This window comes from Streptomyces sp. NPDC048270, from assembly GCF_040652335.1.
Classification (GTDB): domain Bacteria; phylum Actinomycetota; class Actinomycetes; order Streptomycetales; family Streptomycetaceae; genus Streptomyces.
On the sequence record NZ_JBEZLV010000021.1, the window covers coordinates 18521 to 40816 of the forward strand.

Below are 22296 nucleotides of genomic sequence, written 5' to 3' on the forward strand. Positions count from 1 at the left end.
AACCGAAGGCCTTCGGCCAGTGTGCCGCCGACCGTCCGACCCCCGCTGTAGCCTGGGAACCACCGTTCCGGTACCTGGGCGCGCACGGCCATGGGGGATGTCTTGGGGGATTCGGACGGCCGGCCGGACGCCGGTCACCAGTACGCATCCGACGACACCGGCACCCTGCCGTTCCCGGCGCAGATGAGACGTCTGCGGATGCAACGGGGCATGTCGCTGGCCGACCTGGCCCGGCGCACGCACTACAGCAAGGGCTATCTGAGCAAGATCGAGACGGGCGCGAAGCGCGTGACCGCGGACGTCGCCCGACGCTGTGACGAGGTGCTGCGGGCCGACGGCGAACTGCTGCGCATGGTCCGGGAGACGGCGCCGCCCGACCCGGGCCCCGGTGAGGCGGGGTCGGAGGCCGGTGCGTGCCCGTACCGGGGCCTGCCGGCCTTCACCGCGCAGGACGCGGGGTGGTACTTCGGCCGGGAACGGGCCACGGCCGAGCTGGTCGAGCGGGTCTTCGAGCGGATCGGCAACGGCCCGCTGATGCTGGTCGCCCCCTCGGGGGCGGGCAAGTCCTCCCTGCTGAACGCGGGCCTCGTCCCGGCGCTCCGGCGCGTCGGCGGCTTCCCGATGCCGGGCGCCGACGCCTGGCCGGTGGTGCGCTTCACCCCCACGGCGCATCCGCTGGAGGAGCTGCTGGAGTGCACCGCGAAGGTGCTGGGCGGCGATCCGGGGCTCGGCGCCGAGGAGTTGAGGGAGCGACCCGCGGCGCTGCTGGAGGCCTTCAGCAGGCTGTCGGACCCCTCCCCCGGCCGTCCCGCCGAGCGGCACCGGGAGCAGGAGCCGGAGCCGCCCCCGGTCCGGCTCGTACTGATCGTCGATCAGCTCGAGGAGCTGTTCACCCTCTGCTCCGACGAGGACGAGCGGCACGCCTTCGCCCGCGTGCTGTCGGAGCTGTCCACCTCCCGGCCCGCCGGGGACGGGCCCGATCCGGCCGTCGTGGTGCTCGGCGTACGGGCCGACTTCACCGGCAGCTGCCTGGACCTGCCGGACCTGGCCCCGGCCTTCGCCTCGGGGCTCTTCGTCCTGCCCCCGATGTCCCTGGCGGAGCTCCGGGAGTCGATCACGCGCCCGGCGGAGCTCGCCGGGGTCACCCTCGAACCGGGCATGGTGCCTCTGCTGCTGCGCGACGCCGGGGTGCGCGAGGACGCCCCCGGCCACACGCCCTCCGGGGTGCTGCCGCTGGTCTCCCACGCCCTGATGGCCACCTGGCAGCAGCGCACCGGGTCCACCCTGACGGTCGCCGGGTACGAGCGGACCGGCGGCATCCAGGGGGCGATCGCGCGGACCGCCGAGACCGTCTTCGCCCGCCTGTACCCGGCCGAGCAGCGCACGATCCGCCGGGTCCTGGTCCGGCTGGTCCACGTCGCCGACGGCGCGGGGGCGACCCGCAGCCGGATGAACCGGACGGCGCTGCTGGGGCAGCGGGCCGACCCGGACCGGGCCGCGGCGGCGCTCGACACCTTCGTCCGGGCGCGGCTGGTCACCATGGACCGCGACACCGTCGAGATCACCCACGAAGCGCTGCTGCACGCCTGGCCGCGGCTGCGCGGCTGGATCCACGCCGACCGGGCCGGTCTGCTGATCCACCAGCAGCTGGCGCACGCCGCCGCCGAATGGGAGCGCGAGGACCGCGATCCGTCGGCCCTCTACCGCGGGACCCGGCTGGAGACCGCCCGGTCGTGGGCCGACGAGCTCGACGGCCGCAGCCGGCTCGGCCCGCGCGAGGAGGACTTCCTGCGGGCCAGCCAGGCCGGGGAGGACGCCCGGGAGCGGCAGGCCCGGCGGCAGGTGCGCCTGCGGCAGCGGATGCTGGCCACCCTCGTGGTCCTGCTGGTGCTGGCCGTGGGCGCGGGCGGGCTTGCGTACGAGCAGCGCTCGGGCGCGCTCGGCCAGGAGCGCGTCGCCCGCTCGCGGGCGCTCGCCCTGCAGTCCGCCTCGCTGGCGGCGGGCCAGCCCGAGCGGTCGATGCGGCTGGCCGCGGAGGCCTACGCGGCCTCACCCACGACCGAGGCCCGCGGAGCACTGCTGAGCACCCAGTCCCAGCCGTTCGTCGCCCGGCTCGGCGGGCACGGCGGCCCGGTGAACGCGGTGGCCTTCGCCCCGGGGAACGCCGAGCTGGCGACGGCCAGTTCGGACGGCACGGTGATCCTGCGGCGGGTGGCCGACCGCAGGACGACGGCGTCCTTCACCCTGCCCGGGCGGGTACGGGCCGTCGCCTTCAGCCCCGACGGCCGCACCCTCGCGGCCACGTCCACGGACGGCCCCGCCCGGCTGTGGGACGTCGCCGCCCGGCGTACGGCCGCGGTCCTGGCGCCGGACACCACCGGCGCCCGGGCCGTGGCCTTCGCCCCCGACGGGCGGACCCTGGCCGTCGCGGCCCCCGACGGGACCGTGCGGCTGTGGGAGGCCTCCGGGGAACACCGTGCGGTGGCCTCCCTGCCGGGCCACACGGGGCGGGTGAACGCCCTGGCATACGCGCCGGACGGCCGCACGCTCGTGTCGGCCGGGGCCGACCGGACGGTGCGCCTGTGGGATCCGGTGGGTGCCCGTCCGCTGGCCGTCCTCGCCGGGCACACGGACGAGGTGCTCGGGGCGGCGTTCGCGCCGGACGGGCAGAGCGTCGCCACCGGGGGCGTCGACCGGACCGTACGGCTGTGGGACGTGGCCGGGCGCCGGACGACCGCGACGCTCACGGGACACAGCGACGACGTCAACGGCGTGGCCTACACACCGGACGGGACGACGGTGGTCAGCGCGGGCGGCGACGGCACGACCCGGCTGTGGGACGTGCGCGCCGGGCGGCTGACGGCGACGCTCGCCGGGCACACCGACTACGTGCTCGGGGTGGCCGTGGACCCGGCCGGGGGGCTGCTGGCCACGGCCGGGTTCGACCAGTCGGTGGTGCTGTGGGACCTGCGCGGACACGTCCTGACCCCGCGTCCGTTCACCGAGGTGTGGCACGCCGCGTACAGCCCTGACGGAAGACTGCTGGCCACCGCCGAAGCCGATCACGCGGTGCGGCTGTGGGACGTGGCACAGCGGCGGGTGGTCGCCACGTTCGAGGGGCACACCGAGACCGTGTTCTCGGTGGCCTTCGCCCCCGACGGGCGCACCCTGGCCTCGGCGGGCTCCGACGGCACGGTCCGGCTGTGGGACCTCGCGTCGCGCGGCCCGGCCGGCACCCTCACCGGTCAGGGCGGCACCGTGTTCTCGGTGGCCTTCGCCCCCGACGGGCGGACCCTGGCCTCGGCCGGTTCGGACGGCACGGTCCGGTTGTGGGACGTGGCCGCGCGCGGCGCGCTCGCCGTGCTCTCCGGGCACACGGACTTCGCCAACGACGTGGCGTTCAGCCCCGACGGGCGGACCCTGGCGAGCGCCGGTGACGATCTGACCGTGCGGGTGTGGGACGTGGCCGAGCGCCGGCAGCTGGCCGCGCTCACCGGCCATACGGGGGCGGTGCGGGGCGTGGCCTTCAGCCCGGACGGCCGGACCCTCGCCAGCAGTGGCAACGAGGGGACCGTACGGCTGTGGGACGCCCGCCGCCACCGCTTCGAGGCGGCGCTCACCGGCCACACCGGTTCCGCGCGGGGCATCGCCTTCTCGCCCGACGGGCGGACCCTCGCCAGCAGCGGCAACGACCGCACGGTACGGCTGTGGGAGGTGGCCGGCCGCCGTCCGGTGGCCGCGCTGGCCGGTCACACCAGCGCGGTGTGGGGGGTCTCCTTCTCCCCCGACGGCCGGACGGTGGCGAGCAGCAGCACCGACGGCACCGTACGGATGTGGAGCGTGGACGTGGGGGCCCGGCTGGCGGAGATCTGCCGGCTCTCCCCCGGCCCGGCCTGCGGGCGGGGCCGCTGAGGGCCCCGCCCGGTCGGCTCCCGGGCCGTCTAGCCGGCGTCGCGGACCGCGACGATGCCGTTGAAGACGCCGACGTAGGCGGTGCCGTCGGGCCCGAGGGTGATCGGGGCCCAGTTGTTGTCGTACAGCGGGCCGGTGCCGGTGAGCCGGCGCCAGCGGCGCTCGCCGGTGCGGAAGTCCACCGCGGTGAGGTACCAGGCGTCGATGCCCCAGGAGTTGGGCTCCTTCTCGTAGAAGTAGAGCAGCCCGTTCGCGGTGGAGAGCTTGGGGACGACGGAGGGTGCGCGGACCGGGCTCGTCCACACCGTGTCGCAGCCGCTGCCGTCGGGGCGGACGTCGATGCGGGACGCGCCGCCGACGACGGACTTGCCCAGCAGCAGGGTGGTGACGTTCTCGTAGCCGTAGTTGTTCTCCACGACGATGCTGTTGCCCCAGGTGATCAGGGAGTTGTCGGTGGTCGAGGCGCCGGATCCGAACACCGGCACCTTGCAGACGAGCCGCCGGTCGGCCGGGACCTCCGTGCCCCGCCGGTAGACCAGGACGTTCATCCGGTCGTCGGCGTTGTCGGTGATGGCGACATAGCCGTCGCCGAAGAGGTCGGGCGTGGTGCCCGAACCCTGGTTCACGGAGCCGGGCTTGGCACCGGTGCCCCGGTCGTAGGCCTGGCGCCACTGCACCTCGGGGGTGCCGTCGGCGGCGGCGCGGAAGCTGTAGAGCGCGTGGTCGGAGACGATGGAGACGCCGTCCTCGGCCACGGAGAAGGAGTTCTGGATCTCCTCGCCGTCCAGCCGCACGGAGCGGATGCGCGAGGTCGCCGGGTCCACGGTGCCGACGCGGCCCTGGCGGGTGACCCACCAGATGAGGCCGTTCCAGTCGGGCATCACGGAGGTCACGGGGTCGCAGGTGCCGCTGGGCCGCAGGTTGGTCCAGGTGACGCAGTCGTGGGGCACCTGGCCGGTGAGGTCCCAGTCGTCGTCGACGGTGAACTTCCAGCTGCCGTCGGGGTTCTGGGAGTGGGAGAGCCGCAGGATGTGCTGGCGGGAGTCGGCCAGCACGGCCCGGTCCTGGTCGTCCAGGTAGAAGTAGGCGCCGCCCGAGGTGTCCTTGAAGATCTTCGAGAAGTCGAGGGAGGTGATCGCCTCGACCGTCGAGGAACGCTGCGGGAGCTGGTACTCCGCGAGGGTGGCGAGCGTACGGGGCTCGAGGAGCTTGACCTTGAACCCGGAGAAGGTGCCGCACACCGTGACGAGCCGGCCGCCGGCGTCGAAGGTCGCGGTGGCGCACTCGCCGCCGAGGGCCGCGATCTTCTCGCTGGTCACCTTCGGGTCCTTGCCGAGCGGCCCGGACCAGGGGGAGGTGGCGCTGCCGGCCGCGTCGGAGTGCATGCCGCTGCGGCCGTTGGGCGCGAGGTGGGGATGCTGCGGCGGGGCCTCGCCGGGCAGGGGCGCGGGGGCCGCGGGGGCGCCGTCGTAGTTGCTGATCAGGCGGTGGCCGGGGGCCTTGGGTATCTCCTCGGCCTGGGCCGGCGTGACCCCGTACATCACCGTGAACGCGGCGACGACCGGTGCCACGGCGCAGTGCAGGGCTCTTCGGAACATCCGGACTACCTCCGTGTCTCTTCAGTGTTGTTGACATCGCGTCTGATGTCGCGCCGCCGCCAGACGCTAGGTCGCGTGGCCCGAAGAGTCCATGCGGGAGCCGGATGATTCACGAACGCGCAACAGTTCTCGATCTCCCTAGGGCTTGAGGCTGGAGACCACGTTCGCGGTGGCCGTCAGGCCGTCGTGGATGGTCGCCGCCATGCTGCTGCTCGCGAGGTAGAAGCCGAGGAGCACGCAGACGACGGCGTGGGAGAACTTGAGGCCGCCGCTGCGCAGGAAGATCCAGGCGAGGATGAGGAGCAGGACGACCACGGAGAGCGAAATCACCATCGAAACCTCCTTACTCGCCGCCATGGTGGCGCAGGGAGGGGTGCCGTCGGGCGAAAGACGTGTCGGCCGTACGGGTGTTGACCGTCCGTGATGGCCGGTCAGTCCTTGACGATCTCGTCCCAGTGGGTCGTGCGGTCGCACCAGCGCTCCAGCAGCACCGGATCGTGGCCGACGGCGAGGAGGCCCGCCCCCGTCTCGGCGCGGTACTCCTCGACCACTCTGACCAGGGCGGCCGTGGTGGAGGCGTCCAGCATCGCGGTCATCTCGTCGCAGACCAGCCAGCGCGGCCGGAGCACCAGGGCCCGCGCCAGACAGGCGCGTTGCAGCTGGCCGTCGCTGACCTCGTGGGGGCGGCGCGCGAGCAGATCGGCGCCGAGGCCGACACGCCGCGTCAACTCGGCGACGCGCTCTTCCACTTCCTCGCGGCGCCCGGTGGCCCGGAGGGGTTCGGCCACGAGGTCGCGCAGCCGCAGGCGGGGGTCCGCGGAGAGCCGGGGCTGCTGGAAGACGACGCCCACGGACACGCGCAGGGAGCGCGGGGCCCGGTGGCGGAAGCCCGTCACGGTCCGGCCGTCCAGGGCCACGGTCCCGCGGTCGGGACGGTGCAGCAGAGCGGCGACCCGGGCGAGGGTGGACTTGCCGCAGCCGCTCGGCCCCAGCAGGCCGAGGGATTCGCCCGGGCGCAGGGTCAGCTGCGCCCCGCGGACGACGGGGGCGTGGCGGTCGTAGCCCGCGGTGATGTCCGTGAGCTCAAGCATGGTGGCAGGCCACCCCTCCGGTGAGCAGGGGCAGCCGGGTGCGGCAGTCCCGGTCGGCTGGAGGTCCCCCCGGAGCGGCCAGGGACGGCGGGACGGGGCAGCGGGCGGCGAAGGCGCAGCCGGCCGGCAGCGCGCCGAGCTCGGGCGGGGCACCGGCGATGGGCGTGAAGGCGCGCTCGGGCAGTGCGTCGAGCAGGCCGCGGGCGTAGGGGTGGCGGGGGCCGGGCCCGCCGAAGAAGGTTCCGGCCGGGGCCAGTTCCACGATCCGCCCGGCGTACATGACGGCGACCGTGTCGGCGATCCGCTCGGCCGCCGCGAGGTCGTGGGTGATCAGCAGCAGGGCCCGGCCGGTGTCGCGGGTGTGGGCGCGCAGTTCGTCGACGGTGCGGTGGACGAGGTCCCGGTCCAGGCCCGTGGTCGGTTCGTCGGCCAGGAGCAGCGGCGCGTCGCCGACGAGGGCGAGCGCGGTGGCGGCGCGCTGGGCGAGTCCGCCGGAGAGCTGGTGCGGGTGGTGGTCGAGGTGGCTCGCGGGGAAGGCGGCGCGTTCGGCGGCCGCCTCCGCGGCCGCGCGCAGCTCCGCCTTCGGAACTCCGGCGAGCTCCCGGACGGTCTCCTCCAGCTGGGCCCGGATGGTGCGGACCGGGGTGAGGTGCGCGGCCGGGCTCTGCGGGACCAGGCCGATGCGGCGGCCCCGTACGGCCTCGGCCAGGGTCCGCTCGTCGGCGGCGAGCACGTCCAGGCCGTCGGCGAGGCGTGCGGACCCGGCGGTCTCGGCGTTGCCGGGGAGCAGCCCGAGCAGGGCGGAGGCCAGGACGGACTTGCCGCAGCCGCTCTCGCCGACGAGGGCGAGGCACTGGCCGGGGGCGAGGTCGAAGCGGACGTCGGTGACGGCCTCGACGTGCCGGCCGCCGGGCATCCGGAACCGGACGGAGAGCTGCTCGACGCGGAGCACGGGCGGGGTGGTCACAGGGTCAGCTCCGAGCGGCGCCGGGGGTTGAGCCGGTCGCGCCAGGCGCCCGCGAGGCCGGCGATCGCCAGGGTCGGGATGATCAGGAGGAGCCCGGGGAAGAGGGTGGGCCACCAGTCCCCGGCGAGCAGCGAGCCGCGGGCGGTCTGCACCAGGTTGCCGAGGCTGGCCTGGTGGGACGGCAGGCCCAGCCCCAGGAAGGACAGGGCCGACTCGTGCCACATCGCGTGCGGGACCATCAGCACGGCGGCGAGGCCCGCCTGCGGGAGGACGCCCGGCACCAGGTGCCGTACGGCCACCCGCCACCGGGAGGCGCCGCCCGAGACGGCGGCGTCCACGAAGGGGCGGCCGCGCAGGGACAGCACCTCCGCCCGGACGATGCGGGCGGTGGAGAGCCAGTGCGTGACGGCCACGGAGACGACCACGGGCCAGACCCCCGGGCGGAACACGGCCACGATGAAGATCCCCAGCAGCAGGTGCGGGATCGAGGACAGCGTGTCCACGGCCCGCATGACCAGCCGGTCCACCCAGCCGCCGAGCGCCCCCGCGGCGGCGCCGACGGCCGTGCCGATGACCGTGGCCACGAGCGCGGCGACCAGGCCGACCAGCAGGGAGACCCGCAGTCCGTAGACGCAGCGCAGCAGCAGGTCGCGCCCGACGTCGTCCGTGCCGAACGGGTGGGCCCAGGACGGCGGCTGGAGCTTTGCCGACAAGTCGACCGCCTGCTGGTCCAGTTGCACGAGCGGCGGGACCAGCAGCACGGCCAGCACGATCAGCGCCGCGGTCACCGCCGAGGCGCGCACGCGCAGGGTGCGCGTCGAGCGCCGGGCCCGCCCCCGGGAGCGCCACGTCACCTCAGCCATCGAAGCCCACCCTCGGGTCCGCGAGCCCGTACAGCAGGTCGGACAGCAGATTCCCGGCCAGCACGGCGGCGGTGGCCAGGACCGTCAGCGCGGCCAGCAGCGGGAAGTCCACCGAGGTGGCCGCCTGGACGGTGGCCGCCGCGATGCCCGGCCAGCTGAAGACCGTCTCGACCAGCAGCGCGCCGGTGATCAGCTCCGGAACCCGGGAGCCGACCAGCGTCAGCATGGGCAGCATGCCGGAGCGCAGCCCGTGCCCGAGCAGGACGGTCCGCTCCGCGAGCCCCCGCGCGCGGGCGCCGCGTACGGGGTCCTCTTCCAGCGCGTCGGCGACGCCCTGGCGGACGTACAGGAAGAACCAGGGGAGCTGGGAGACGCCCAGGACCAGCGCGGGGAGCACCAGGTGCGGGGCGACCTGCGCGAAGGTGACCGTGTCGCTGCCCGCGTCGGTCAGGCCGCCCGCGGGGAGCACCCCCAGCCGCACGGAGAAGAACCAGATGGCGAGCAGACCGAGCCAGAAGGCCGGGGCGGCCTCCAGGGTGTAGGCGAGCGAGGACGCGCACCGGTCCAGCCACCCGCCCTGGCGGCGTGCGGCGAGCACCCCGAGGGCCGTGCCGGCCAGCACGGCGACCGCGAAGGCGCAGCCGGCGAGCAGCGCCGACCAGCCGACCCGTTCGGCGATCACGTCGGCGACGGGCTGGCGCATCACGGCGGAGGTGCCGAGGTCGCCGGTGAGGGCGGAGGTGAGCCAGTCCCACCAGCGGGCGACGAGCGGCTGGTCCACGCCGAGGTTGGCCCTCAGCTGGTCGAGCTGCTCCTGCGAGGCGGTCAGGCCCGCGGTGCCCGCGTAGGCCTTGACGGGGTCGAAGGGGGACATCGCGGCGATGGCGAAGACCCCGAAGGTGACGACGAGCAGGACGGGGACGGCGGACAGGGTCCGCCGCCCGGCCATGCGCGCCATCGGCCCCCAGCTGCCGCGGGGAGGCGCCCCCGCCCCGGGGCGGGGGACGGTGCGGGGGGTCACGTGGCTCGGCTCACTTCTGCTTCGGCTTCCAGCTCTCGACGTTCCACCAGGGGCCGGAGCCCAGGCCGTGGTCGTGCGGTTCGACCTGGGTGGCGGGCCCGTCCCACTTGTCGTTCACGACGTACAGGTGGTCGATGTGGGTGAGGAAGACGTAGCCCGGGTCCTTGACCAGCTCGCGCTGCACCGTGTCGTACGCGGCCTTGCGCGCGGCCGGGTCGCCGCTGCGCCGGCCGTCGACGAGTGCGGCGTCCACGACCGGGTTGTCGTACCGGGCCATGTTGTTGAAGCCGTCGCCGCCGAGCGAGGAGGTGAGCAGCTGGTACTGGTCGAAGTCGGGGTCGGCCGGGGAGCCGCCGCCCGCGAGGACGGCCTCGGTCTTCATCCGCGGCTCGATGACCTCCCAGGTCCCGGCTTCGGTCTTGACCTCGATGCCGGCCTTCTTGGCGTCGGAGGCGAAGGCCAGCGCGTGGTCCTGGCGGATCTTGTCGCCGGAGGTGTACCAGAGCGGGAAGGAGGCCCGGACGCCGTCCTTGGCGCGGATGCCGTCCTCGCCGGCCTTCCAGCCGGCCTCGTCGAGGATCTTCTTCGCACCGTCGAGGTCGTGGGCGCGCTCCGTGCCGGCGGTGAACCACGGGCTGTCGGTCGGGACCGGACCGTAGGCGGCCTTGCCCGCGCCGTCGAGGAGCCCCTCGACCATGGCCTTGCGGTCCACGGCGATGTCCAGGGCCCGGCGGACCGCGGGGTCGCCGGTGACCGGGTGGTGGGTCGGCAGGGTCACGTTGCGGTAGTCGAAGGTCTTGGCCTCGTATGTCGTGCGCGCCTTGTCCCCGGCGAAGCCCTTGGCGAGGTTCGGCGGCAGGATCGCCCCGTCCAGCTCGCCGGAGCGCAGCCGGGTGGCGCGGACGTCGTCGTCCTTGATGACGGCCATGGTGAACTTCTTCACCGCGGGCTCGCCTCCCCAGTAGCCGGGGTTCGCCTTGAAGCTGAGCTTCTCCCCCTTGGACCAGGCGGTGAGCACGTAGGGCCCGGTGCCGACGGGGTGGGTGGTGAAGTCGCCGCTGTTGACGTCCTGGCCGCCCGCGATGTGCTCGGGGGCGATCGGCAGCACGGTCCGCTCGGCGAACGGCGCGTAGGGGTACTTCAGCGTGAAGACCACCGTGTCCCCGCCGCGCGCCTCGACGCCCGCGAGGGCGTCCAGCTCGGTCTTCGACGCGTTGTTCGTCTTGGCGTCGAGGATCGTGCGGTAGGTGAAGACGACGTCCTCGGCGGAGAAGGGCGCCCCGTCGCTGAACTTCACGCCCTGGCGCAGCTTGTAGGTGTAGGTGAGCCCGTCCGCGGAGACCTCCGGCAGGGACTGGGCGAGCGCCGGCTTCAGCTTCATGTCCGCGTCGTGCGCGAGCAGGCCGTCGAAGATCTTGGAGTTGCCGTCCTTGCCGTAGCCGAGCAGCGGGCTGAGGCTCTCCGGCTCGGTCGCGATGCCGACGACGGCGGAGTCCGCGCCGCCCGGCCCGGCGGCCGCGCCCCCTCCGGGGTTCGAACAGGCCGCCAGGCCCGTGATGAGTGCGGCGGCCAGCGTCGCCGTGGCCATTCCCCGTACGGTCCGGGCCGTCATGCTGTGCACATCCCTGTTCGCGATCATCTTTTATTGCAAAGAGCTCGCAATAATGCCAGACAAGAGCAGAAGAAGACGAACCGGGTCACATGGGCGGCCGCCGCCGCACGGGTCTTGCCCGGCCCGCACCCCGCGTGCCATATATGTCTAGACCTTTACGCGGAAGCGGAGGAAGGCATCCCGTGCGACGCACCGCCCCCCTGCTCGTGCTCTGCGTGGCCGTCGGCGGCCTGTCGGTGTCCGCCGCCGCGTGCACCGCGCCCGACACCGACCCGCCGCCCGCCCCCGCCGGGCTCACCGCGCAGGCCTCCAGCTCCACCACCGTGCACGTGATGTGGGACGCGGCCGCCGAACGCGACGGGGTGCGCGCCTACCAGGTCTTCGAGGCCGGCCGCATGGTCCGCGAACTCCCGGCCGGGAAGACGATGGCGGACATCACCGGCCTCGCCCCGCAGACCGGTTACGCCTTCACGGTCCGCGCCCGGGACGCGGCGGGGAACCTCTCCGGGGCGGGCCCGGAGGTCCGGGCGACCACCCCGGCCGCCAAGGCCGAGGACCTGCGGGCGCCCACCGCCCCGGCGACCGCCGCCGCGCGGGCCACCGGCCCCCGCGCCGCCTGGGTGTCCTGGTCCGCCGCGACGGACGACACCGGCGTCACGGCGTACGACGTCTACCAGGGCGGGGTCCGGATCCACAGCGCGGGCCCCGGCGAGAGCGGCACCGCGCTGAGCGGCCTGCAGCCCGACACGGTCTACACCTTCACCGTGCGGGCCCGCGACGGGGCGGACAACTCCTCCCCCGACTCCCCCGCGGTGGACGTGACCACCCCGCCCGCCTCCGGCGGCGGGCCGGGCACCTCCCCCGGCGGGTTCACCGCGACCGCCTCGCCGGGCACGGTCACCCTCGGCTGGAGCGCGCCGGACACCGGCCGGGAGACGAGCGAGTACGAGCTGTACGTCAACGGCCGTCCCACCACCGTCATCCAGTTCGGCAAAGGCGCGGTGCCCAGCGGACGGGCGGAACACCGGATCACGGTGACCGAGCCGGCCGGTACGGTGTGGGCCGTGAAACTGCGCGCCCGGCTGCCCGACGGCAACTGGGGCGCCTTCTCCGCGGAGCGGACCGTCACCCTCGTGGCATGAGACACGGCATGCGACCGGACGGCGATCCGGCCTGAACGGCACTGCCACGAAAGAAGATCACGCACAATACATCCGTGTTCGGTGAGTACTCGGTCAACAACAGTCAGGCAGACTCCACGGGCGGCGGCGCTGAGCCAGACTCGGGCGCCGTGCCGGGAAACCTGCCGCCGGAATCGGCGAGCTTCGTCGGCCGGGAGCTCGAACTCGGGCTCCTCGACCGCTTGTTGAGTGAACGAAGACTGGTCACCCTGACCGGGGTGGGCGGCGTCGGGAAGTCCCGGCTCGCCCTGCGGGCAGCCGCCGCGGCGGGCCGGACCCGGCACGACGGCGTGTGGTGGGTGGAGCTGTCGCCGCTGCGCGACCCCGCGCTCCTCACCGCGACCGTCGCCCACGCCGTCGGCCTCGCCGACCACTCCCCGCGCCCCCTCGACGAGGAGCTGTGCGCGTGGATGGCCGACAAGGAGATCCTCCTCGTCCTCGACACCTGCGAGCACCTGGTGCCCCACTGCCGCCATCTGGTGGGTGAACTCCTGCAGTCCGCACCGGGCCTGACGGTCCTGACCACCTCGCGGGAGCCGCTGGGCTCCCCCGGCGAGGAGGTCGTCGAGGTCCGGCCGCTGCCCTGCGCCGGGCCCGACAGCGACGCCCTCGCCCTCTTCCGCGCCCGCGCCCTCACCGCGACCCCGCGGGCGGCGGCCGCCTTCGAGGACCCCCGCAGGACCGCGATCGCCGCCGAGCTGTGCCGCCGCCTCGACGGGATCCCCCTGGCCCTGGAACTGGCCGGCGCCCGGATGCGGCGGTGGACGCTGGAGCAGATGGCCGAGCGGATCGGCCGGCGCTTCGACGTGCTCACCGACGGCCGGGCCGCGCTGACGCCCCGGCACCGGACGATGCGGACCGCGATCGGCTGGAGCCACGAGCTGTGCGAGCCGCTGGAACGGCTGCTGTGGGCCCGGCTCTCGGTCTTCACCGGGGACTTCGACGTCGCCGCGGCCCGCGCCGTGTGCGCGGGCGGCCCGCTGTCCGCCGCCCGGGTGGAACGGGTCCTGGCGGGCCTGGTCGCCAAATCGGTGGTGCGGCGCACCGAGGAGCGGGGCGCCGGCGCGCGGTACCGGATGCTGGACACGATCCGCGAGTACGGGCACGACTGGCTGGGCGAGCTCGGCGAGGCGCGGGTCGTCGCCGACCGGCACGCGCACTGGTACGCGGCGCTCTCCCAGGCCGCCGACCGGGGCTGGCTGGGTCCGGGCCAGGTGGACTGGTACCGCAGGATGACCGCCGAGCACGCGCAGCTGCGCACGGCCCTGGAGCACCTGCTCGGCTCCGACCCGGTGGCGGCCCTGGAGATGGCCGGGGCGCTGTGGTTCTACTGGTTCGCCTGCGGGCACGTCCACGAGGGCCGGGCCTTCCTGGAACGGGCCCTGGGCGCCACCCTGCCCGCCGGAGCCGCCTACAACCAGGCCCTGTGGGCCCTCGGGCTCACCGCCCTGCTCCAGGGCGACCTCGGGACCGCCCAGCGGATCGGTGCGGAGTGTGCGAAGGGCGCGGCCCATCTCGCGGATCCCGAACGGGAGTTGCGTGCGGCCTACCTGCACGGCGTGTCGCTGCTGATGCCCGGCGACCCCGTACGGGCCCTCTCGCTGGCCGGTCCGCGGGCGCGGGCCGGCCACGGCGGGCGGACCAGCGGCGCCGGCTGGCTGCTGTGCAAGCTGGCCACCAGCTATGCGCTCTGCGACCTCCGGCGCTTCGACGAGGCCGCGCAGGAGGCGCTGTCCCTGCGGGAGGCCTGCGCGGAGCTGGGCGAGCGCTGGCTGCGGGCCTACGCCGACTACATCCTTGCGGTGGCCGCGCTGGGCTTGGGCGACCACGGGGAGTCGGCCCGGCACGTGCGGGCCATGCTGTCGGGCAAACGGCTGCTCGGCGACCGCTTCGGGATCGCGCTGGGCTTGGACCTGCTGGCCGCGGCGGTGGCGGGGCTGGGTGATGGCGAGCTGGCGGCGCGGCTGCTGGGCACCGGACACGCCTGGTGGCGCACGGTCGGCCGGCCGCAGATGGGCGGCTCGCCCTCGCTGACGGCCCTGCGGGACCAGGGCGAGCGCCAGGCCAGGGCGGCGATCGGCGACGCCGCCTACGAGACGGCGTTCCGGGGCGGCGCGGCGGCGCCCACCGGCTGATCGGAGGCCGGTGGGCGACCGGGGCTGTGGACCGGTGCGGTCGGGGCTCCCGTCAGTACGGGAGGGGCTTGCCCGACGGTGTGCGCAGGTCCAGGTCTCGGGGGGCGGGCTTGGGGACGGGCTTGCGGATCAGCTGCTGGCGCATGCTGCCTCCTCGCTCAGACCAGGGCCGGGCGGCGGGGTTCCACCGTCTGGCCGTCGGGGAGCAGTTCACCGGTGTCGTCGAAGACCATGACGCCGTTGCAGAGCAGGCTCCAGCCCTGTTCCGGGTGGAAGGCCACGGTGCGGGCGGCGTCACGGTCGGCGCTGTCGGCGGGCGGGCAGGGGGGCTGGTGGGAGCACATGGCGCACCTCCTCGCAGAGTGGGGCGGGAGGGCCGGTGGTCACCCGGTCGAATCCGCGATCCACGGTGGCGGTGAGTATTACCGATCGCCACCCCTGGACGGAACCCATATTCGCCGTCCAGTTCAGGGTGTGTATGCCCGATTACCATGCGCTCATGCCCGGTATCCGGATCATTCACCGCACCCCCCTCGAGCCGGCCGGGGCGTGGTCCCGGCTGACGGACTGGGAACGCCACGGGGAACGCGTCCCCCTCACCCGGACGATCATCGAGACGCCGTCCCCGACGGCGGTCGGAACGGTCTTCACGGCGCGCACGGGCGTGGGCAGGATCACGTTCGACGACCCGATGGAGGTCGTCGTCTGGCGACCTCCCGCGGAGGGTAGGGGCGGGTTCGTCCGATTGGTGAAGCGCGGCCGGACGGTGACGGGCTGGGCGGAGATCGAGATCCGCCCCCTGCCGGCCGGGGGCAGCGAGGTCCACTGGCGCGAGGACCTGCGCCTGCGCGGCCTCCCCCGCGTACTGGATCCCGCGGTCGCGCTGGCCGGCCGGCTGCTCTTCTCCCGCGCCCTGCGCGGGCTGTTGCGCCGTTAGGGTTCCTCCGTCACCGACCGGTGACGACCGCGAGAACCGAGGGGGATCTCCGTGGCCACCCCGCCACCGCCGTATCCGCACCAACCGGCCGGCCCGTACCCGGGGCACGCCCCGCAGGCTCCGTACGTCCCACAGGCCCCGTACGCCCCGGCCGCCTCTCAGGCCGCGTACGCCCCCCTCACGCCGGAGCAGGGCGCGTACGGCTGCCGCGTCTGCGGGTCGCTGCCCGTCGCGGACACCACGGTGTACGGCCATCAGGGCCTGGTCGTGCTGATGCGGTTCCGCAGCCGCAAGGGGCCGTTCTGCCGCGACTGCGGGGTCGCCACCGTCCGCGAGATGTCGGCGCGCACCCTGTGGCAGGGCTGGTGGAGCCCGCTGTCGGTGGTCATCGCGCCGATCACCCTGCTGGTGAACCTCGGCCCGTGGGGGAAGCTGTGCAGGCTGGGCCCGCCGAGGGGCGGGGTCATGGCCCCGCTGGACCCGGGCAGGTCGCTGTGGCTGCGGCCCCCCGCGCTGGCCTTCCTCGTGCCGCTGGTCCTCGCGGTCCTCGCGATCCCCACCCTCATCCTCGTCTCCACGCTGAACGGGGACGACAAGGAGGCGGTCCTCCAGGTGGGCCAGTGCGTGCGCAACGAGGGCGACTGGAAGAACGAGGCGCTGGTGGTCACGGACTGCAAGGCGGGTTTCGCGCAGTACGAGGTCACCGGGCACCTGGACCACACGGGGGCGCGCTGCGCGGACGGCGAGTACATCACCCACCTGAGGGAGCGCCCGCAGGGCCCGGCCTCGTCCTGCCTGCGGCCGCTGCCGCTGCGCCCCTAGGGCACAACCGCGCCGGGCACCCCGCGCGGGGTGCCCGGCGGGGTGCCCGGCGGGGTGCCGGGGCGGCTAGCGGATCGGCATGTCCGAGATGGTGCGGGCGATCACCAGCCGCTGGATCTCGCTGGTCCCCTCGAAGATCGTGTAGATGGCGCTGTCTCGGTGCATGCGCTCCACCGGGTACTCCCGGGTGAAGCCGTTGCCGCCGAGGATCTGGACCGCCTGGGCGGTCACCTTCTTGGCCACCTCGCTCGCGAAGAGCTTCGACATGGAGCCCTCGGCCGAGGTGAACGGCCGGCCCGCGACCGCCATCCAGGACGCCCGCCACACCAGCAGCCGGGCCGCGTCGATCTGCGTGCGCATGTCGGCGAGCTGGAAGGCCACGCCCTGGTTGTCGATGATCGGGCGGCCGAACTGGGTCCGCGTCTTCGCGTAGTCCAGAGCCACCTCGTACGCGGCGCGCGCCGTCCCCACGGCCATGGCGCCGACCGCCGGCCGGGAGGCCTCGAAGGTGGCCATGGCCGCGTTCTTCACGCGCTCGCCCCCGCCGCTGCGGGCCCGCTCGTGGGCCCGTGCGAGCCGCTCGTCGAGCTTCTCCTTGCCGCCGAGCAGGCAGGAGCCGGGGATCCGCACGTCCTCCAGCACCACCTCGGCGGTGTGCGAGGCGCGGATGCCGTGCTTCTTGAACTTCTGGCCCTGCGACAGCCCCGGGGTGTCGGGCGGCACGATGAAGGAGGCGTGGCCCTTGGTGCCGAGCTCCGGGTCGACCACGGCGACGACGATGTGGACGTTGGCGATGCCGCCGTTGGTCGCCCAGGTCTTGGTGCCGTTCAGCACCCACTCGTCCTTGGCCTGGTCGTAGACGGCCCGGGTCCGCATGGAGCCGACGTCGGAGCCCGCGTCCGGCTCGGAGGAGCAGAAGGCGGCGACCTTCACGTCGTCGGGGGTGCCGTACATCTGCGGGATCCAGGTGCCGATCTGCTCCTCGGTGCCGTTGGCGACGACGCCGATCGCCGCGAGCCCGGTGCCGACGATGGACAGGGCGATGCCCGCGTCGCCCCAGAAGAGCTCTTCCATGGCCATCGGGATGCCGAGGCCCGTAGGGTCGAAGAACTGCTGGGCGTAGAAGTCCAGCGAGTAGATGCCGACCTTGGCGGCCTCCTGGATGACGGGCCAGGGAGTCTCTTCGCGCTCGTCCCACTCCGCGGCCGCGGGGCGGATCACGTCGGCGGCGAAGCCGTGGATCCAGTCCCGCACCTGCTTCTGGTCGTCGTTGAGCTCCATGGTGAACTCCGCCATGTCCCCTCCACCTGTCTGTGCTCGTTCCTGGTGTGTTACTAGCGGTAACCCACACGTGGACACAGTCTGTTACCGGTCAGTAAGCAGTGTCAAGCGCGGACGGTGCGCGAAGGCCCGGGCCACCACCGATTCGATCGCGAGGGTGTGCGGGGTGTTACGTTGCGTGGGCGTCACGCACATCGCAAGGGCGGGGAGAGAAAGACATCATGGAGACCACGCAGCAGGCAGGGGAGCCGGGAGCGGGCGAGCGCCGTCGCCGGGAGCTGCTCGAAGCCGCCGACCGGGTGGTGCTCAGGGACGGCCCCAAGGCCTCCATGAACGCCATCGCGGCCGAGGCGGGCATCACCAAGCCGATCCTCTACCGGCACTTCGGCGACAAGGCCGGCCTCTACCAGGCCCTCGCCGTACGGCACACCGACGCGCTGCTCGACTCGCTGCGTGCCGCGCTCGACGCCCCGGCCGAGCGCCGTCGCCGGGTGGAGTCCACCCTCGACACCTACCTCGCGGCCATCGAGGCCCGCCCGCAGGTCTACCGCTTCCTGATGCACCCGGCCGAGGACTCCCAGAGCACCGAGCGCGGGTTCGACGTGGGCCTGCACTCGGCCCCGCTGCTGCGCCGCCTCGGCGAGGAGCTGGCGGAGGTGATCGGCGAGCGGGTGGACCTCGGCCCGGGCGGCGAGCGCCTCGCCCGCGTCTGGGGCCACGGCATCGTCGGCATGATGCACGCGGCCGGCGACTGGTGGCTCGGCGAACGCCCCTGCGACCGCGCGGAGCTGGTCACGGGCCTCACGGACCTCCTCTGGGGCCGCCTGGCCACAGCCGGCAACCGAGAAGACGGCCCGGGCTTCTGACACCGGGGTCAGCCGCGCAGCGCCGCCGCCCCCCAGGAGGTCTTGCGGATCGCCCGCCGCAGGCGACGGGCCCGCAGCCCCGTGACCCGGTCCGCGTACACCGCACCGGCAAGGTGGTCGCACTCGTGCTGCAGGCAGCGGGCGAAGAACCCGGTCCCCTCGATCCGCACGGCCGCCCCGTCCGAGGTGACCCCTTCGACCACCGCCCGGTCGAAGCGGGCCGTGCCCGCCTCCAGCCCCGGCAGGGACAGGCAGCCCTCGGGCCCGAGGAACTCGTCCCCGTCGGCTTCGACCAGCCGCGGGTTGACGACGTGTCCGACATGGCGGACGTCCTCGTCGTCGGGGCAGTCGTAGACGAAGACCCGCTGCCCGACCCCGATCTGGTTCGCGGCGAGGCCGACGCCCTGCGCCGCGTACATCGTCGCGAACATGTCCTCGATGAGCCGGTCGAGCTGGGGTCCGAACTCGGTGACCTCCGCGCAAGCGGAATGGAGCACCGGATCGCCCAGCAGGCTCATGGTGCGGACGGTGCCGGTGGTACCGGGGATGGGGCGCTGTCGCATGGCCGTAAGGGTACGACGGGCGAATATATGAGGAGATCTGCCGTGGTGTGGGGGCGCCGCGGTCAAGGCCCCGGCCGCTACTGGATAGGCTGGGGCCGACCGACGCAAGGAGGACAAGGGACGATGGCAGGCAACACGGAGCCGCTTTCGCCGCGGGCCAAGCTGGCCGTGACGGCGGGCAAGGCCGCGGCGGCGGTGTCGCGGGCCGCGGGACGCGGAAGCGGATCGGTGATCGGCGGCAAGGTCGCACTCAGGCTGGACCCCGATCTCCTCGGCGCGCTGGCGCAGCATCTCGACGTCGTCCTCGTCTCCGCGACGAACGGCAAGACCACGACGACCCGGCTGATCGCGGAGGCCCTGCGGGCCAGCGGTCCGGTCGTCTCCAACGCGCTCGGCGCGAACATGCCGGCCGGCATCACCTCCGCCCTGGCCGGCGGCTCGGACGCCAAGTACGGCGTCATCGAGGTCGACGAGAAGTACCTGGCCGGTGTGGCCCGCGACGTCACCCCCAAGGTGATCGCCCTGCTGAACCTCTCGCGCGACCAGCTGGACCGCGCCGCCGAGACCCGCATGCTCGCCGAGAAGTGGCGCGAGGGCCTCCAGGGCTCCAAGGCCGTGATCGTCGCGAACTGCGACGACCCGCTGATCGTCTGGTCCGCCTCCTCCTCGCAGAACGTGGTGTGGGTCGCGGCCGGCCAGGAGTGGAAGGACGACGCCTGGTCGTGCCCCTCCTGCGGCGGTGTCATGCAGCGCCCCGGCGACGACTGGTTCTGCGGCGAGTGCGGCTTCCGCCGCCCCACGCCGAGCTGGGTGCTGTCCGGCGACCACGTCCTGGACCCGCACGGTTCGGCCTGGCCCATCCACCTCCAGCTGCCGGGCCGCGCCAACAAGGCCAACGCCGCCACCTCGGCCGCCGTCGCCGCCGTCTTCGGCGTCCCGCCGCAGGTCGCGCTGGAGCGGATGTACCAGGTGCAGGCCGTCGCCGGCCGCTACGACGTGGTGAACTTCCAGGGCCGCGAGCTGCGGCTGCTGCTCGCGAAGAACCCCGCGGGCTGGCTCGAAACGTTTTCGCTGATCGACCCGCCGCCGACCCCGGTGATCCTGTCGGTGAACGCGCGCGGCGCCGACGGCACCGACACCTCCTGGCTGTGGGACGTGGACTACCCGCGCCTGGCCGGCCACCCGATCTTCGTGATCGGCGACCGCAAGCTGGACCTCGCGGTCCGCCTCGAGGTCGCGGGCCTGGACTTCCGGGTGTGCGAGACCCTCGACGAGGCCGTGCAGCTCGCGCCGCCCGGACAGATCGAGCTGATCGCCAACTACACCGCCTTCCAGGACGTGCGCCGCCGCGTCGGCAACTAGCCCCCTCAGAACCGCAGAGGACAAGAGCATGAGCGACAACAGCCTGCGTCTGGTGTGGGTCTACCCCGACCTGCTCAGCACGTACGGAGACCAGGGCAACGCCCTCGTGGTGGAGCGCCGGGCGCGCCAGCGCGGCCTGGACGTGCAGCGCGTGGACGTGCGCAGCGACCAGCCGATCCCCACCTCGGGCGACATCTACCTGATCGGCGGCGGCGAGGACCGGCCGCAGCGGCTGGCCGCCGAGCGCCTGCTGCGCGACGGCGGTCTGGAGCGCGCCGTCTCGAACGGGGCGATCGTCTTCTCCGTCTGCGCCGGTTACCAGATCCTCGGCAAGGAGTTCGTCAACGACCAGGGGCAGCGCCAGGAGGGCCTCGGCCTGCTGGACGTGGTCACCCTGCGCGGTGAGGGCGAGCGGTGCGTCGGCGACGTCCTCGGCGACATCGACCCGCGCCTCGGCCTGCCGCAGCTGACGGGCTTCGAGAACCACCAGGGCGTCACGCACCTCGGCCCGACGGCGCGCCCGTTCGCCCGGGTCAGCATGGGCCGCGGCAACGGCACCGGCGACGGCACCGAAGGCGCGTACAACGACACGGTGTTCGGCACCTACATGCACGGGCCCGTGATGGCCCGCAACCCGCAGATCGCGGACCTGCTGCTGAAGCTGGCCCTCGACGTGAACGCCCTGCCGGCCATAGACGACCGGTGGTACGAGGCGCTGCGCGCGGAGCGCATCGCGGCGGCGACGCAGCCCGCGTAGCGCCCCTGCGTGCCGCTCATCGGGGCGGCCCCGCCATCATGTGTTCGGCCCGGTTTTCCCTAGGGGGAACCGGGCCGACGTCGTTTCGTACGACGGGTGCGACCAGCATGTGGAGGATGGTTCAGTCCACCGCTCCACCGCTTGTAGGGTGGCCGTAGTTCCCACCGGACGACGTGGTCCGGTCGTCGGCCCACGTTGCAAAGGTCTCTTCCCGCCATGCGCATTGGTGTGCTCACTTCCGGTGGCGACTGCCCCGGCCTGAATGCCGTCATCCGCTCCGTCGTGCACCGCGCCGTCGTCGACCACGGCGACGAGGTGATCGGCTTCCTCGACGGCTGGAAGGGCCTGCTGGAGGCGGACTACCGCAAGCTCGACCTCGACGCCGTCGCCGGCATCCTCGCCCGCGGCGGCACCATCCTCGGCTCCTCCCGGGTGCAGCCCGCGCACCTGCGCGACGGGGTGGAGCGCGCCCGCGGCCACGTCGCGGACCTCGGCCTCGACGCGATCATCCCGATCGGCGGCGAGGGCACCCTGAAGGCCGCGAACCTGCTCTCGCAGGCGGGCCTGCCGATCGTCGGTGTCCCCAAGACCATCGACAACGACATCGCGTCCACCGACGTCACCTTCGGCTTCGACACCGCCGTCGGCGTGGCCACCGAGGCGCTGGACCGGCTGAAGACCACCGCCGAGTCCCACCAGCGCGTGATGGTCGTCGAGGTCATGGGCCGCCACACCGGCTGGATCGCCCTGCACTCGGGTATGGCGGCCGGCGCGCACGCGATCGTCGTGCCGGAACGCCCCTTCGACATCGAGGAGCTGACGGCGATCGTCGGCGAGCGGTTCTCGGCGGGCAAGCGGTTCGCGATCGTCGTGGTCGCCGAGGGCGCCAAGCCGCGGCCCGGCTCGATGGACCTCGAGGAGGGCGGCGTCGACATGTACGGGCACGAGCGGTTCGCCGGCATCGGCAACCGGCTCGCCGTGGAGCTCGAGAACCGCCTGGGCAAGGAGGCCCGTCCGGTGATCCTGGGCCACGTACAGCGCGGCGGCACGCCCACCGCGTACGACCGGGTCCTGGCGACCCGCTTCGGCTGGCACGCCGTGGAGGCCGCCCACCGCGGGGAGTTCGGCATGCTGACCGCGCTGCGCGGCACGGACATCGCGATGGTCCCGCTCGCCGAGGCGACCTCGACCCTGAAGACGGTCCCGGCCGAGCGCTACGACGAGGCCCAGACGGTTCTGTAACCGTATGCCCGTTACGGCCGCCCCCGGGCGCAGGAGCGTACGGGGGCGGCACTACTGTGGTGGGGCGCCACAGTCAAGGGAGTGAA

The 22296-nt window shown here is 73.7% G+C and carries 19 protein-coding genes; 9 read left to right on the top strand and 10 right to left on the bottom strand.

Annotated elements, in window-relative coordinates; all coding sequences use genetic code 11:
• The first annotated feature begins 90 nt into the window (after positions 1–90).
• Positions 91–3912 carry a helix-turn-helix domain-containing protein gene (locus tag AB0D66_RS19850; RefSeq protein WP_362304798.1) on the top strand — a complete coding sequence of 1274 codons (3822 nt, stop codon included), beginning with the start codon at positions 91–93 and terminating at the stop codon, positions 3910–3912.
• Positions 3913–3941: 29 nt separating this feature from the next.
• Here the strand turns inward: AB0D66_RS19850 and AB0D66_RS19855 are convergent, their stop codons facing one another.
• From AB0D66_RS19855 to AB0D66_RS19885, 7 genes are all read right to left on the bottom strand, one after another.
• Complete coding sequence (locus tag AB0D66_RS19855; protein ID WP_362304801.1) at positions 3942–5510, bottom strand: hypothetical protein; 1569 nt, start codon at positions 5508–5510, stop codon at positions 3942–3944.
• A 138-nt stretch (positions 5511–5648) separates the two neighbouring features.
• The gene (locus AB0D66_RS19860) at positions 5649–5843 is read right to left on the bottom strand and encodes a hypothetical protein (RefSeq protein WP_362304803.1); all 195 of its coding nucleotides are present in this window, start codon (positions 5841–5843) and stop codon (positions 5649–5651) included.
• Positions 5844–5941: 98 nt separating this feature from the next.
• On the bottom strand, positions 5942–6601 hold the full coding sequence (locus AB0D66_RS19865; RefSeq protein ID WP_362304806.1) for an ATP-binding cassette domain-containing protein: 660 nt from the start codon (positions 6599–6601) through the stop codon (positions 5942–5944).
• A complete protein-coding gene (locus AB0D66_RS19870; protein WP_362305075.1) occupies positions 6594–7517 on the bottom strand; it encodes an ABC transporter ATP-binding protein in 924 nt (307 codons plus the stop codon). The genes AB0D66_RS19865 and AB0D66_RS19870 overlap by 8 nt, the downstream gene beginning before the upstream one ends.
• A gap of 47 nt (positions 7518–7564) precedes the next feature.
• The gene (locus AB0D66_RS19875; protein WP_362304809.1) at positions 7565–8431 is read right to left on the bottom strand and encodes an ABC transporter permease; all 867 of its coding nucleotides are present in this window, start codon (positions 8429–8431) and stop codon (positions 7565–7567) included.
• Positions 8424–9389: an ABC transporter permease gene (locus AB0D66_RS19880; RefSeq protein ID WP_362305078.1), complete on the bottom strand. Its 966-nt coding sequence runs from the start codon at positions 9387–9389 to the stop codon at positions 8424–8426. The genes AB0D66_RS19875 and AB0D66_RS19880 overlap by 8 nt, the downstream gene beginning before the upstream one ends.
• A gap of 73 nt (positions 9390–9462) precedes the next feature.
• Positions 9463–11064, bottom strand: coding sequence for an ABC transporter substrate-binding protein (locus AB0D66_RS19885; RefSeq protein ID WP_362304812.1), 1602 nt, complete (start codon positions 11062–11064; stop codon positions 9463–9465).
• Between the two features lie 182 nt (positions 11065–11246).
• Here AB0D66_RS19885 and AB0D66_RS19890 point away from each other — a divergent pair, with 182 nt between their 5' ends.
• Positions 11247–12206: a fibronectin type III domain-containing protein gene (locus tag AB0D66_RS19890; protein ID WP_362304814.1), complete on the top strand. Its 960-nt coding sequence runs from the start codon at positions 11247–11249 to the stop codon at positions 12204–12206.
• Positions 12207–12280: 74 nt separating this feature from the next.
• A complete protein-coding gene (locus AB0D66_RS19895; RefSeq protein WP_362304817.1) occupies positions 12281–14380 on the top strand; it encodes an NB-ARC domain-containing protein in 2100 nt (699 codons plus the stop codon).
• Positions 14381–14538: 158 nt separating this feature from the next.
• On the opposite strand, the gene AB0D66_RS19900 is transcribed toward AB0D66_RS19895, so the two are convergent.
• Positions 14539–14724 (bottom strand): DUF5999 family protein, encoded by a 186-nt coding sequence (locus tag AB0D66_RS19900; RefSeq protein WP_361765487.1) that lies wholly within the window; start codon positions 14722–14724, stop codon positions 14539–14541.
• Positions 14725–14879: 155 nt separating this feature from the next.
• On the opposite strand from AB0D66_RS19900, the gene AB0D66_RS19905 reads away from it, so the two are divergent.
• Positions 14880–15317, top strand: coding sequence for an SRPBCC family protein (locus AB0D66_RS19905; protein WP_362304821.1), 438 nt, complete (start codon positions 14880–14882; stop codon positions 15315–15317).
• Between the two features lie 51 nt (positions 15318–15368).
• On the top strand, positions 15369–16139 hold the full coding sequence (locus AB0D66_RS19910) for a hypothetical protein (RefSeq protein WP_362304824.1): 771 nt from the start codon (positions 15369–15371) through the stop codon (positions 16137–16139).
• Between the two features lie 66 nt (positions 16140–16205).
• On the opposite strand, the gene AB0D66_RS19915 is transcribed toward AB0D66_RS19910, so the two are convergent.
• A complete protein-coding gene (locus tag AB0D66_RS19915; RefSeq protein ID WP_362304827.1) occupies positions 16206–17435 on the bottom strand; it encodes an acyl-CoA dehydrogenase family protein in 1230 nt (409 codons plus the stop codon).
• A 206-nt stretch (positions 17436–17641) separates the two neighbouring features.
• On the opposite strand from AB0D66_RS19915, the gene AB0D66_RS19920 reads away from it, so the two are divergent.
• Positions 17642–18286, top strand: a complete 645-nt coding sequence (locus AB0D66_RS19920; RefSeq protein WP_362304830.1) for a TetR family transcriptional regulator — start codon at positions 17642–17644, stop codon at positions 18284–18286.
• Positions 18287–18294: 8 nt separating this feature from the next.
• On the opposite strand, the gene def is transcribed toward AB0D66_RS19920, so the two are convergent.
• Positions 18295–18849: a peptide deformylase gene (gene def / locus AB0D66_RS19925; RefSeq protein WP_362304833.1), complete on the bottom strand. Its 555-nt coding sequence runs from the start codon at positions 18847–18849 to the stop codon at positions 18295–18297.
• 123 nt (positions 18850–18972) lie between these two features.
• Between def and AB0D66_RS19930 the strand changes: the two genes are divergently transcribed.
• The 3 genes from AB0D66_RS19930 to AB0D66_RS19940 all read left to right on the top strand — a co-directional run bounded on the left by AB0D66_RS19930 (position 18973) and on the right by AB0D66_RS19940 (position 22210).
• Positions 18973–20211 (top strand): MurT ligase domain-containing protein, encoded by a 1239-nt coding sequence (locus AB0D66_RS19930; protein ID WP_053790204.1) that lies wholly within the window; start codon positions 18973–18975, stop codon positions 20209–20211.
• Between the two features lie 28 nt (positions 20212–20239).
• Positions 20240–20968, top strand: a complete 729-nt coding sequence (locus AB0D66_RS19935) for a glutamine amidotransferase (protein ID WP_362304837.1) — start codon at positions 20240–20242, stop codon at positions 20966–20968.
• A gap of 216 nt (positions 20969–21184) precedes the next feature.
• Positions 21185–22210 carry a 6-phosphofructokinase gene (locus tag AB0D66_RS19940; RefSeq protein WP_362304840.1) on the top strand — a complete coding sequence of 342 codons (1026 nt, stop codon included), beginning with the start codon at positions 21185–21187 and terminating at the stop codon, positions 22208–22210.
• The last annotated feature ends 86 nt before the right edge of the window (positions 22211–22296 follow it).